The 13,400-nt window shown below is 52.8% G+C and carries 11 protein-coding genes and 1 other annotated feature; all 11 genes read left to right on the forward strand.

From position 1 onward, the window contains the following. Positions 1-14 precede the first annotated feature (14 nt). The 11 genes from sigH (at position 15) to ACR1UW_RS02480 (ending at position 13,356) form a co-directional block, all read left to right on the forward strand. Entirely contained in the window at positions 15-698 is a 684-nt protein-coding gene (gene sigH, locus ACR1UW_RS02430) for an RNA polymerase sporulation sigma factor SigH (protein WP_230581421.1), read from the forward strand. A gap of 297 nt (positions 699-995) precedes the next feature. Continuing rightward, positions 996-1,178: a preprotein translocase subunit SecE gene (gene secE / locus ACR1UW_RS02435; protein WP_033008632.1), complete on the forward strand. Its 183-nt coding sequence runs from the start codon at positions 996-998 to the stop codon at positions 1,176-1,178. A gap of 112 nt (positions 1,179-1,290) precedes the next feature. Beyond that, a complete protein-coding gene (gene nusG / locus ACR1UW_RS02440) occupies positions 1,291-1,824 on the forward strand; it encodes a transcription termination/antitermination protein NusG (RefSeq protein ID WP_033008634.1) in 534 nt (177 codons plus the stop codon). 241 nt (positions 1,825-2,065) lie between these two features. Then, a complete protein-coding gene (rplK, locus tag ACR1UW_RS02445) occupies positions 2,066-2,491 on the forward strand; it encodes a 50S ribosomal protein L11 (protein WP_008882034.1) in 426 nt (141 codons plus the stop codon). A gap of 192 nt (positions 2,492-2,683) precedes the next feature. Beyond that, positions 2,684-3,385, forward strand: coding sequence for a 50S ribosomal protein L1 (gene rplA, locus ACR1UW_RS02450; RefSeq protein WP_050368058.1), 702 nt, complete (start codon positions 2,684-2,686; stop codon positions 3,383-3,385). Positions 3,386-3,432: 47 nt separating this feature from the next. Then, positions 3,433-3,597: a sequence feature (ribosomal protein L10 leader region), on the forward strand. A 51-nt stretch (positions 3,598-3,648) separates the two neighbouring features. Further along, the gene (rplJ, locus tag ACR1UW_RS02455; RefSeq protein ID WP_237419686.1) at positions 3,649-4,149 is read left to right on the forward strand and encodes a 50S ribosomal protein L10; all 501 of its coding nucleotides are present in this window, start codon (positions 3,649-3,651) and stop codon (positions 4,147-4,149) included. 54 nt (positions 4,150-4,203) lie between these two features. Then, positions 4,204-4,572 (forward strand): 50S ribosomal protein L7/L12, encoded by a 369-nt coding sequence (rplL, locus tag ACR1UW_RS02460; RefSeq protein WP_033008641.1) that lies wholly within the window; start codon positions 4,204-4,206, stop codon positions 4,570-4,572. Positions 4,573-4,678: 106 nt separating this feature from the next. Continuing rightward, positions 4,679-5,281, forward strand: a complete 603-nt coding sequence (locus ACR1UW_RS02465) for a class I SAM-dependent methyltransferase (RefSeq protein ID WP_237419687.1) — start codon at positions 4,679-4,681, stop codon at positions 5,279-5,281. A 404-nt stretch (positions 5,282-5,685) separates the two neighbouring features. Beyond that, the gene (gene rpoB / locus ACR1UW_RS02470; protein ID WP_237419688.1) at positions 5,686-9,258 is read left to right on the forward strand and encodes a DNA-directed RNA polymerase subunit beta; all 3,573 of its coding nucleotides are present in this window, start codon (positions 5,686-5,688) and stop codon (positions 9,256-9,258) included. Between the two features lie 112 nt (positions 9,259-9,370). Then, a complete protein-coding gene (gene rpoC / locus ACR1UW_RS02475) occupies positions 9,371-12,970 on the forward strand; it encodes a DNA-directed RNA polymerase subunit beta' (RefSeq protein WP_033017247.1) in 3,600 nt (1,199 codons plus the stop codon). A gap of 137 nt (positions 12,971-13,107) precedes the next feature. Then, a complete protein-coding gene (locus ACR1UW_RS02480) occupies positions 13,108-13,356 on the forward strand; it encodes a 50S ribosomal protein L7ae-like protein (protein WP_047817642.1) in 249 nt (82 codons plus the stop codon). The last annotated feature ends 44 nt before the right edge of the window (positions 13,357-13,400 follow it).

Below are 13,400 nucleotides of genomic sequence, written 5' to 3' on the forward strand. Positions count from 1 at the left end.
GTACTGTATAATAAATGTTAGCGATTGATGCGGTCGGGGGGATCAGCGTGGGGGAATGCTTAAAAGTAGACAAGCCAAAGGATTATAAACATTTAGAGGATGAACAGCTTGTTACACTTGTTCACGAAGGGGATGGAGAAGCGCTTGATTTTTTGATCCACAAATACCAAAACTTTGTGCGCGCCAAAGCCCGCTCATACTTTTTAGTCGGGGCTGACCGCGAGGACATCGTGCAGGAAGGGATGATCGGGCTGTACAAGGCAGTCCGCGATTTTAAGGGGGACAAGCTTTCTTCATTTAAAGCGTTCGCAGAACTATGCATCACGAGGCAAATGATTACCGCGATTAAAACCGCGACCCGCCAAAAGCACATTCCGCTCAACTCTTACGTTTCCTTGGACAAGCCGATTTACGACGACGAGTCGGACCGGACGCTGATGGACGTGTTGTCCGGCACGCAGGTGACCGACCCGGAAGAGCTGATTGTCAACCGCGAGGAAGTTGACGATATTGAGCTGAAAATGGCGGAATTGCTCAGCGATTTGGAGCGAAAAGTGCTCGCGTTGTATTTGGACGGGCGCTCGTACCAAGAAATTTCCGAAGAGTTAAACCGCCATGTCAAATCGATCGACAACGCCTTGCAGCGCGTCAAACGGAAGTTGGAGAAATATTTGGAATATCGAGAAATCAGTTTGTAGGCGGCGCATCGGCCGATGGCCGAACGGAGGCCAAAAGATGGCATTGACAGCGGAAATGCTGATATGATAAATTTTTATGGACATCTCGCGGGAACGGTCAAACGTTTATGTTAACGAGCAACGTTGGCTCGCGCGCAATGCGGGAGCCGAAACTGCACGGCTGCAAAACAGGCCGGTTGCCTTGGTGCAGGCGCTTGGCGGCCAACAAGTTTTGCCCGATGAGCAACAATCATACCGTCCATCGCGAGACGAAGCAGGCGGTGGGGACAGTTTTGAGCAATCGTGGAGGTACGAGGGATGCAGCGAGTAACCAACTTTTTCAAAGAAGTCGTGCGGGAGTTGAAAAAAGTAAGCTGGCCGAGCCGGAAAGAACTAGTGAACTATACGGGAATCGTATTGGCTACGGTGGCGTTTTTCACCATCTTTTTCGCCGTTGTCGACCTCGGCATTTCGCAGTTGATTCGCCTTGTATTTGAATAAGCGGGCGGATGATATGCTATAATGAAATATAATCGTGCGAACATGGAACCCGGAAACGGGTTTTTGTTTTGCGCAGAAAACAAAATGAAAACCGCCCTAGGGAGGCTCGCTGATGGAGAAAAACTGGTATGTCGTCCATACATATTCGGGATACGAAAATAAGGTGAAAGCCAATTTGGAGAAACGCGTTGAATCAATGGGAATGCAAGACAAGATTTTCCGTGTTGTCGTCCCGGAAGAAACGGAAACGGACATCAAAAACGGCAAACGGAAAACGACGAAAAAGAAAGTGTTCCCCGGTTATGTGCTTGTCGAAATGATCATGACCGACGATTCGTGGTACGTCGTGCGCAACACGCCGGGCGTGACCGGATTTGTCGGTTCGAGCGGGGCTGGTTCGAAACCGACGCCGCTCATGGAGGAAGAAGTCAAAATGATTTTGAAGCGGATGGGCATGCCGCTTACTGAGATTGATGTCGACTACGAGGTGAATGAAACGGTCCGGATTAAAGAAGGGCCGTTTGCCAACTTCACTGGAAAAATTGAGGCGATTGACCTCGACAAACATAAGGTGAAGCTGCTTGTCGATATGTTTGGCCGCGAAACACGGGTGGAATTGGAGTTTTCGCAAATAGAAAAAATCTAATGGAAAAGAACTTGCAATCGTTATTGAAAAGTGATACTATTTTAAAGTCAGTATGTCTTGAATCTTAGACAAGGCATGCAGCGATGAACTTATACGTGCTGTATAAGGGAGCGAACGTGCTTGATGCGCTAATCCTCCCGGCCGAAACGGGAGATATGAAAGCGGCTCGTCAGATTGGAGCCGGATGGAGTGGGAGGGGCAATCCCTAATACCACATCACGGACTTAAGGAGGTGTGTCTCGTGGCGAAAAAAGTAATCAAGATCGTCAAACTGCAAATTCCTGCAGGGAAAGCAAATCCGGCGCCGCCAGTAGGTCCTGCGTTAGGTCAAGCCGGTGTTAATATTATGGCGTTTTGCAAAGAGTTTAATGCCCGTACCGCTGACCAGGCAGGCTTGATCATTCCGGTTGAAATTACGGTTTTTGAAGACCGTTCGTTTACATTCATCACGAAAACGCCGCCGGCCGCTGTACTGTTGAAAAAAGCGGCGGGCATCGAATCGGGCTCCGGCGAACCGAACCGCAACAAAGTAGCGACGATCAAACGTGACAAAGTGCGCGAGATTGCTGAATTGAAAATGCCGGATTTGAATGCAGCGAGCATTGAAGCAGCCATGCGTATGGTTGAAGGCACGGCTCGCAGCATGGGCATCGTGATCGAAGACTAAGGCTGGTGTGTTGTCCGGGGGGTTGCGTATTCCGCAACCTCTCTCTCCATGGGCAAAAAAGTCTTTTATGAATGAAGGACAGTCCTTTTCAGAAGGTCGCTGTCTGCTGAATGGTTCGCCTTCGAAAGAAGCGAAGGTTGTTTGATCGTGGGAGGTTTTTTCCGCTAAAACCACAATTGAGGAGGATTTTACATGCCGAAAAGAGGAAAAAAATACTTAGAAGCGTTGAAGCTCGTTGATCGCTTCAAGGCTTATCCGGTTGCAGAAGCGATCGAGCTCGTGAAAAAAACGAACGTCGCGAAATTTGATGCGACGGTGGAAGTTGCGTTCCGGTTGGGCGTTGACCCGAAAAAAGCGGACCAACAAATTCGCGGCGCTGTCGTCCTGCCGCACGGCACGGGGAAAGTAGCGCGCGTGTTAGTGTTCGCAAAAGGGGAAAAAGCGAAAGAAGCAGAAGCAGCTGGCGCTGACTATGTCGGCGATACAGAATACATCAATAAAATCCAGCAAGGCTGGTTTGACTTTGACGTCGTTGTTGCCACGCCGGATATGATGGGCGAGGTCGGGAAACTCGGTCGTATTTTGGGTCCGAAAGGGTTAATGCCAAACCCGAAAACCGGCACGGTCACGTTTGACGTTGCGAAAGCTGTGCAGGAGATCAAAGCTGGTAAAGTGGAATACCGCGTTGATAAAGCCGGCAACATTCATGTGCCGATCGGCAAAGTATCGTTCGACAACGAGAAACTGGTCGAAAACTTCGCCGCCGTCTACGAGGCGATTTTGAAAGCCAAACCGGCGGCAGCGAAAGGGACATACGTCAAAAACGTGACGATTACGTCAACGATGGGTCCTGGCATTAAAGTGGACCCGACGACGGTGGCTGTTGCACAATAACGGTTGACTTTCTGCGTCGAGTCTGATAAAATGCCATTTGGCTGAACAAACGAATATCATTTATACCGTAGACAGTAGGTGCCGTTCCCGGCTTAATTTCCTACCGAGGTATGTGGACGATAAGCAGCGCGCCATAGGCCGGCAGCAGCCGGCGGTCGTGCGTTGAACGCTACCTCCATGTCTACGCGGCATGGAGGTTTTTTATTGAGCCGCCAAACGGTATAACTGGTATTCCACCATTTTCTTTGCAGGAGGTGCAGGACGTGTCGAGCGCGATTGAACTGAAAAAACAAGTGGTTGCCGAGATTGCGGACAAATTCCGCGCCAGCAAGGCAACCGTCATCGTCGATTACCGCGGCCTGAACGTGGCGGAAATGACCGAGCTGCGCAAACAGTTGCGCGAAGCAGGCATTGAGTTCAAAGTGTATAAAAACACGATGACCCGTCGGGCGCTCGCGGAAGTCGGCCTGGAAGGATTGGATGAGATGTTTACCGGCCCGAACGCCATCGCGTTCAGCAATGAAGATGTTGTGGCGCCGGCAAAAATTTTAAGCGAGTTTGCGAAAACGCATGAGGCGTTGGAGATCAAAGGCGGCGTCATCGAAGGGAACATCGTCAGCAAAGAAGAAATCGATGCGTTGGCGAAGCTCCCGTCCCGCGAAGGGTTGCTTTCGATGCTGCTTAGCGTTCTCCAAGCCCCGATCCGCAACTTTGCGCTTGCGGTTAAAGCGGTGGCTGACAAGCAAGAAGAACAAGGCGCGTAATCGTGCATACCGATGTGCATAACACACCATCAACCAAACAAGGAGGAAATGATGATGACGAAAGAACAAATCATTGAAGCTGTGAAAAATATGACGGTATTGGAATTAAACGAACTGGTAAAAGCAATCGAGGAAGAATTCGGCGTAACGGCGGCAGCTCCGGTTGTTGTCGCTGGCGGTGCGGCAGCCGGCGCTGAAGCAGCAGCTGAGAAAACAGAATTTGATGTCATTCTCGCTGATGCTGGCGCGCAAAAAATCAAAGTTATTAAAGTTGTCCGCGAACTCACTGGTCTCGGCTTGAAAGAAGCGAAAGACTTGGTTGACAACACGCCGAAACCGATCAAAGAAGCCGTTTCGAAGGAAGAAGCAGAAGAAATTAAAGCCAAACTTGAAGAAGTTGGCGCAAAAGTTGAAGTGAAGTAATGGCGTCATTGCAAAAAAAGAGGCTGACCCAAGCAAGGGAAAGCCTCTTTTTTGTTACACTATATATCGGGAGCCGAAGCGGCTTGCCGACAGAGGAGGGATGATGGTGAGCGAACATTATTATTCAGCTGCTCCCACGTCGGAGCGAAACCCGCAAACGTGGACGTTTACGCTCCGGGGGCATGAATTTCGCTTTACAACCGACAGCGGAGTGTTTTCCAAACGCGGTGTCGATTTTGGCACGCAGCTGCTGATCGAAACGTTTGAGGAGCCGGAAGTGGCCGGCGACCTATTGGATGTCGGCTGCGGATATGGGCCGATCGGGCTTGCCTTGGCTCGATCGTTTCCAAACCGGCATGTTCACATGATTGATATCAACGAGCGGGCGCTGGAGCTGGCGCGGGAAAACAAGCAGGCAAACGGGATTGACAATGCGGTGATTTACAAAAGCGATCTTTTTTCAGAAGTCGGAGAACGGCGATTTGCAGCCGTTGTCACCAATCCGCCGATCCGGGCCGGCAAGCGGGTTGTCCACGCGATTTTTGAACAAAGCCGGGACCACTTGCTTGACGGCGGGGAGCTATGGGTCGTCATTCAAAAAAAACAAGGGGCGCCATCAGCGCTTGAAAAGCTGAAAGAACTGTTTCCGTTTGTTGAGGTGGCTTCCAAGAAAAAAGGATATTATATCATAAAGGCAAAAAAATGTTGACACTCTTTTTTGGTTGTGGTAACATTATAAAATGCTAAATATGCACATTTCCCACATAAGGGGATGACGTATATTTTTGGACATGATGGAAAAAATGATAAAATCAATATACAGCTAAACATATGGTTTTCTACTGGATAGAAACCATTTTCTTTTTTTCTCCATCCAACGCCTGGTTTCCTCGCACCGGGAGCGTGTGAAATCCCCTTACCGAAACGGCGGCGTCATAGCTGAACCGTTTCCGTCCGGATGGCGGGGGCCAGCCGCATGCATGCCTAGCGCTTTGCCCCGGAATGGCGGAGCGGCCGACGGCCTTGGCGGCATATGCCGCCAAGGCGGCTGGATCAATGCGATGTTCCGCTTCCGGTTTTCACTAATGTCTACATTTGAGGGGTGAATCACTCTTGACAGGCCGACTAGTTCAATACGGGCGACACCGCCAACGCAGAAGCTATGCACGCATCAGCGAAGTGCTGGAATTGCCGAACTTGATCGAAATTCAAACGTCCTCCTACCAATGGTTTCTCGATGAAGGGCTGCGGGAAATGTTTAGGGAAATTTCCCCGATTGAAGACTTTTCCGGCAATCTCTCGCTTGAATTTATCGACTATAGTTTAGGAGAACCGAAATATACGGTCGAAGAGGCGAAAGAACGCGACGTTACATATGCGGCGCCGCTTCGCGTCAAAGTTCGCTTGATTAATAAAGAAACGGGCGAAGTGAAAGAACAAGACGTGTTTATGGGCGATTTTCCGCTCATGACGGAAACCGGAACGTTTATTATCAATGGGGCGGAACGCGTCATTGTTTCCCAGCTCGTCCGTTCGCCAAGCGTCTATTACAGCGACAAAGTTGATAAAAACGGCAAACGCGGCTATTCGGCAACCGTGATTCCGAACCGCGGCGCATGGCTTGAATATGAAACGGACGCGAAAGATGTCGTTTACGTCCGCATCGACCGCACCCGCAAGCTGCCGGTGACGGTGCTTCTTCGTGCGCTCGGATTCAGCTCCGATCAAGAAATCATCGACCTGCTCGGCGATAACGAATATTTGCGCAATACGCTCGAAAAAGATAATACCGACAGCACGGAAAAGGCATTGATTGAAATATATGAGCGCCTCCGTCCGGGCGAGCCGCCGACGCTTGAGAACGCGAAAAGCTTGCTTGCGTCCCGCTTTTTTGACCCGAAACGCTACGATTTGGCGAGCGTCGGGCGCTATAAAATCAACAAAAAGCTTCATATTAAAAACCGTTTGTTCAACCAGCGGCTGGCGGAAACGATCGTCGATCCGGAAACGGGAGAAGTTATCGCTGAAGCTGGAGCGATGATCGACCGCCGGACGCTGAACCGCCTGCTGCCGTATTTGGAAAAAGGAGTCGGGCTGCGGACGTACCGTCCGGCTGAGGGAGTGGCGGATGGTCCGATTGAGGTGCAGACCGTGAAAATTTATGCACCGAATGATCCGGACAACGAAAAGGTAATCAACATCATCGGCAACGGCTTTATTGCGGAAGATGTCAAACATATTACGCCGGCGGACATCATTGCATCGATCAGCTATTTCTTCAACTTGCTCCACGGCGTCGGCGATACGGATGACATCGACCATTTGGGCAACCGCCGTCTCCGTTCGGTCGGCGAATTGCTGCAAAACCAATTCCGCATCGGCTTGTCGCGCATGGAACGTGTCGTGCGCGAGCGCATGTCGATTCAAGATACAAACACGATCACGCCGCAGCAGCTGATCAACATCCGCCCGGTGATCGCAGCGATTAAAGAGTTTTTCGGCAGCTCGCAGCTGTCGCAGTTTATGGATCAGACGAACCCGCTCGCTGAACTGACGCATAAGCGCCGCCTTTCTGCGCTTGGCCCCGGTGGATTGACGCGCGAGCGCGCCGGGTTTGAAGTGCGCGACGTTCACTATTCGCACTATGGGCGGATGTGTCCGATTGAAACGCCGGAAGGTCCGAACATCGGGCTCATCAACTCGCTGTCCACTTACGCGAAAGTGAACAAGTTTGGTTTTATTGAAACGCCATACCGGCGCGTCGATCCGGAAACAGGGCGGGTAACGGACCAAATCGATTATTTGACAGCCGATGAAGAGGACAATTACGTTGTAGCGCAGGCGAACGTGCCGCTTGCGGAAGACGGGACGTTCCTTGAGGAAAACGTCATCGCCCGTTTCCGCGGCGAGAACATCGTCGTCAAGCGCGACCGCGTCGACTATATGGACGTGTCGCCGAAGCAAGTCGTCTCGGCGGCGACGGCGTGCATCCCGTTTTTGGAAAATGACGACTCGAACCGCGCCTTGATGGGGGCGAACATGCAGCGGCAAGCGGTGCCGCTGTTGGAACCCGAAGCACCGATCGTCGGCACAGGCATGGAGTATGTTTCGGCGAAAGACTCGGGCGCGGCGGTGATTTGCAAGCATCGCGGCATCGTCGAACGCGTAGAAGCAAAAGAAATTTGGGTGCGCCGGCTCATTGAAGTCGACGGCAAAGAAGTCAAGGGTGATCTAGATAAATATCGGTTGCTGAAATTCGTCCGGTCGAACCAAGGCACGTGCTACAACCAGCGGCCGATCGTGAAAAAAGGCGATATCGTGGAGCAGGGCGAAATTTTGGCCGATGGCCCGTCGATGGATAAAGGCGAATTGGCGCTTGGCCGCAACGTGCTTGTTGCCTTTATGACATGGGACGGCTACAACTACGAAGATGCGATCATCATGAGCGAACGGCTCGTCAAAGAAGACGTGTATACGTCAATCCATATTGAAGAGTATGAAGCCGAATCGCGCGACACGAAGCTCGGTCCGGAAGAAATTACACGCGACATCCCGAACGTCGGTGAAGATGCGTTGAAAAACTTGGATGAGCGCGGCATCGTCCGCATCGGCGCAGAAGTGAAAGACGGCGATTTGCTCGTCGGCAAAGTGACACCGAAAGGAATGACCGAGCTGACGGCTGAGGAGCGGCTGTTGCATGCGATCTTCGGCGAAAAAGCGCGCGAGGTGCGCGATACGTCGCTGCGCGTCCCGCACGGCGGCGGCGGCATTGTCCTTGACGTCAAAGTGTTCAACCGCGAAGACGGCGACGAACTCCCGCCGGGCGTGAACCAGTTGGTGCGCGTCTATATCGTGCAAAAGCGGAAAATTTCCGAAGGCGATAAAATGGCAGGCCGCCACGGAAACAAAGGGGTTATCTCCCGCATTCTTCCGGAAGAAGATATGCCGTTCTTGCCGGATGGCACGCCGATTGACATCATGTTGAACCCGCTCGGCGTTCCGTCGCGGATGAACATCGGGCAAGTGTTTGAGTTGCATCTTGGCATGGCGGCGAAAAAACTTGGCTTGCATATCGCTTCCCCAGTCTTTGACGGAGCGACGGAGGAAGATGTTTGGAACATTCTTGAAGAAGCCGGCATGGCGCGCGATGCCAAAACGGTGCTGTATGACGGGCGGACGGGCGAACCGTTTGACAACCGCGTGTCGGTCGGGATCATGTACATGATCAAGCTTGCCCACATGGTCGACGACAAACTCCACGCTCGCTCGACCGGCCCGTACTCGCTTGTCACCCAGCAGCCGCTCGGCGGTAAGGCGCAGTTCGGCGGCCAGCGCTTTGGCGAGATGGAAGTATGGGCGCTTGAAGCGTACGGTGCGGCGTATACGCTGCAGGAAATTTTGACCGTCAAGTCTGACGATGTGGTTGGCCGCGTCAAAACGTACGAAGCGATCGTCAAAGGGGAAAACATTCCGGAACCGGGCGTGCCGGAGTCGTTTAAAGTGTTGATCAAAGAGCTGCAAAGTCTAGGGATGGACGTCACGATTTTGACGAGCGACGAACAGGAAATCAACATGGAAAACTTTGACGACGATGATGATCATGCGCCGGATGCGATCATGGTCGATGTGAAACCGGCTGAACCGGAAGAAGCCAGCGAAGAAAAAGATGCGGTAACGAAAGAGTAACCGGCAATGGCGAAAAGGCGGGGAGCGTTTCCCCGCCCGCGGCCATTGAGGCGAACGGATGACGAACAAGCCATGGAGCAAAACCGACGGATCAAAGAGGGAGGTATACCCCTTGCTAGATGTCAATAAATTCGAGTACATGAAAATCGGGCTCGCTTCCCCGGAGAAAATTCGTTCTTGGTCGTACGGTGAAGTCAAAAAGCCGGAAACGATCAACTACCGGACGCTAAAGCCGGAAAAAGACGGCTTGTTTTGCGAACGCATTTTCGGCCCGACAAAAGACTGGGAATGCCATTGCGGCAAGTATAAGCGCGTCCGCTACAAAGGGGTTGTCTGCGACCGCTGCGGCGTTGAAGTGACGCGGTCAAAAGTCCGCCGCGAACGGATGGGTCATATTGAGCTCGCTGCTCCGGTTTCCCACATCTGGTATTTCAAAGGCATCCCGAGCCGGATGGGGCTTGTGCTTGATATGTCGCCGCGGGCGCTCGAAGAAGTGATTTATTTTGCCTCTTACGTCGTCACCGATCCCGGCGATACGCCGCTGGAGAAAAAACAACTGCTGTCGGAAAAGGAATACCGCGCCTATCGCGAGAAATACGGCCAGTCGTTCCAAGCGTCGATGGGGGCGGAAGCGATCAAAAAGCTGCTTCAGGACATTGATTTGGATAAAGAAGTGGCGGCGTTGAAAGAAGAACTGAAGACGGCGCAAGGACAGCGGCGCGCCCGTATCATTAAACGGCTTGAAGTGCTTGAGGCGTTCCGCAGCTCCGGAAACGACCCAGCGTGGATGGTGCTAGATGTATTGCCGGTCATTCCGCCGGAATTGCGCCCGATGGTCCAGCTCGATGGGGGCCGGTTTGCGACATCGGACTTAAACGATTTGTACCGCCGCGTCATTAACCGCAACAACCGGCTGAAGCGCCTGCTTGACCTTGGCGCGCCGAATATTATCGTCCAAAACGAGAAACGGATGCTCCAGGAAGCGGTCGACGCCCTGATTGACAACGGCCGCCGCGGCCGTCCGGTGACCGGGCCGGGGAACCGCCCGTTAAAATCGCTTTCCCACATGCTGAAAGGGAAGCAAGGGCGCTTCCGGCAAAACCTGCTCGGCAAACGCGTTGACTACTCCGGCCGTTCCGTCATTGTCGTCGGTCCGAACTTGAAAATGTATCAATGCGGCCTGCCGAAAGAAATGGCGCTCGAGCTGTTTAAGCCGTTCGTCATGAAGGAGCTTGTGGAGCGGGGGCTGGCGCACAACATTAAAAGCGCGAAACGGAAAATTGAGCGCGTCCACCCTGAGGTATGGGATGTGCTTGAAGACGTCATTAAAGAGCATCCGGTGCTGCTCAACCGCGCCCCGACGCTTCACCGTCTCGGCATTCAAGCCTTTGAGCCGACGCTCGTCGAAGGCCGGGCCATCCGCCTTCATCCGCTCGTTTGTACGGCATACAACGCCGACTTCGACGGCGACCAAATGGCGGTGCACGTGCCGCTGTCGGCCGAGGCACAAGCGGAAGCGCGCCTGTTGATGCTGGCGGCGCAAAACATTTTGAACCCGAAAGACGGAAAGCCGGTCGTGACCCCTTCCCAAGACATGGTGTTAGGAAACTATTACTTGACGATGGAACGCGAAGGGGCGATCGGCGAAGGCATGGTGTTCAAAGATACGGACGAAGCGCTGCTCGCTTACCATAACGGTTATGTCCATCTCCACTCGCGCATCGCCGTCCATGCCGGCTCGCTGAAAAATGAAACGTTTACCGAGGAGCAAAACAACAAACTGCTCTTAACGACGGTCGGCAAACTGATTTTCAACGAAATTTTGCCCAACTCGTTCCCGTACATTAACGAGCCGACGACGGAAAACATCGAAGGGCGGACGCCGGACAAGTATTTCCTTGACAAAGGGGTCGACGTGCGCGAGGAGATTCGCAAGCGCGAGCCTGTGCCGCCGTTTAAGAAAAAAGTGCTCGGGCAAATTATTGCTGAAGTGTTCAAGCGGTTCAAAATCACCGAGACGTCAAAAATGCTGGACCGCATGAAAGACCTCGGTTTCCAATATTCGACGAAAGCCGGGATTACGATCGGCGTCGCTGACATTGTCGTCTTGCCGGAAAAACAAGAAATTTTGGATGAGGCGCAAGCGAAGGTCGATACCGTCTTAAAGCAGTTCCGCCGCGGGTTGATCACCGACGAAGAGCGGTATGAGCGTGTCATCTCCATCTGGAGCGCGGCGAAAGATAAAATCCAAGACCGCTTGATGAAATCGCTCGATAAGCGCAACCCGATCTTTATGATGAGCGATTCCGGAGCGCGGGGGAACGCGTCGAACTTTACGCAGCTCGCCGGGATGCGCGGCTTAATGGCCAACCCGGCCGGCCGGATCATCGAACTGCCGATCAAATCGTCGTTCCGCGAAGGGCTGACGGTATTGGAGTACTTTATCTCGACGCACGGCGCCCGAAAAGGGTTGGCGGATACGGCGCTCAAAACGGCCGACTCGGGATATTTGACGAGACGTCTCGTCGATGTGGCGCAGGATGTCATCGTCCGCGAAGAGGATTGCGGCACCGACCGCGGCATTTTGGCACGCGCGCTGACGGATGGCACGGAAGTTGTCGTCAAGCTTGAAGAGCGGCTTGTCGGCCGCTATGCGCACAAAACGGTGCGCCATCCGGAAACCGGTGAAGTGATCGTCCGTAAAGATGAAATGATCACTGAAGACATTGCAAACGAAATTATTAAGGCGGGCATTACGGAAGTGTGGATCCGCTCCGTCTTTGCCTGCAACACGCGCCATGGCGTATGCAAAAAATGCTACGGCCGCAATATGGCGACGGGCATGGATGTGGAAGTTGGCGAGGCGGTCGGCATTATCGCCGCTCAATCGATCGGTGAGCCGGGCACGCAGCTGACGATGCGGACGTTCCATACGGGCGGCGTCGCCGGGGACGACATTACCCAAGGTTTGCCGCGGGTGCAGGAGCTGTTTGAGGCGCGCAATCCGAAAGGGCAAGCGGTCATTTCCGAAATCGACGGCACGGTCATTTCCGTGAACGAAACGCGCGACAACCAATATGAGATCGTTGTTCAAGGCGAGGTCGAAACGCGCACGTACGTTGCTCCATACAACGCGCGGATCAAAGTGGAAGAAGGACAGCGCGTCGAGCGCGGTCAGGAGCTGACAGAAGGCTCGGTCGACCCGAAACAGCTGTTGCGCGTGCGCGACATTACTTCTGTGCAAGAATACTTGCTCCGCGAAGTGCAAAAAGTATACCGGATGCAAGGGGTTGAAATCAGCGATAAGCATATTGAAGTGATGGTGCGGCAAATGCTGCGCAAAGTGCGCGTTGTCGATGCCGGCGATACGGATGTGCTGCCGGGCACGCTTTTGGACGTCCACCAGTTTACCGATGTCAACGCCCAAGCCATCCGCGAAGGAAAGCGACCGGCGACAGCCCGCCCGGTGCTGCTGGGTATTACGAAAGCGTCGCTTGAAACGGATTCGTTCTTGTCCGCGGCTTCGTTCCAAGAAACGACGCGCGTCCTGACCGACGCCGCCATCAAAGGGAAGCGGGATGAGCTGCTCGGCTTGAAAGAAAACGTCATTATCGGCAAACTTGTCCCAGCCGGAACGGGCATGGCCCGCTATCGAAAAGTAAAACCTGCCGTCAAGAAGGAAACGGCTGGCGATACGGTTCCATCGAAGTAAAAAGCAGAGATCGGCCGGTTCAAGGCAACCTTTGACCGGCCGGTCCTTGATGAAAAAAATCCAGTTGACAATGAACAAAGAAAATGGTAGTCTAATAAAGGTGTTCCAACAACCTGGTACTTTGGAGGATATGTTACATGTCTTATGAAAAAGTATTGCAGGCTGGGAAAATCGTCATTGGAACCAAACAAACGATAAGGGCTTTAAAGGAAGGGAAAGCAACGGAAGTGATCGTAGCGGAAGATGCCGATTTGCCGATTATCGAAAAAGTGACCGCTGCTGCCAATGAAGCGAACGTGCCGGTCACGAAAGTCGACTCGATGAAAAAGCTCGGCAAAGCATGCAAAATCCAAGTCGGCGCGGCTGCGGTGGCGATTCTCCGTTGACCAGTTTGCCTTTAAACCTTTGTTTGCATACATGATGAACCACC

The sequence above is a fragment of the Geobacillus lituanicus genome, assembly GCF_050994965.1.
Taxonomy (GTDB): domain Bacteria; phylum Bacillota; class Bacilli; order Bacillales; family Anoxybacillaceae; genus Geobacillus; species Geobacillus stearothermophilus.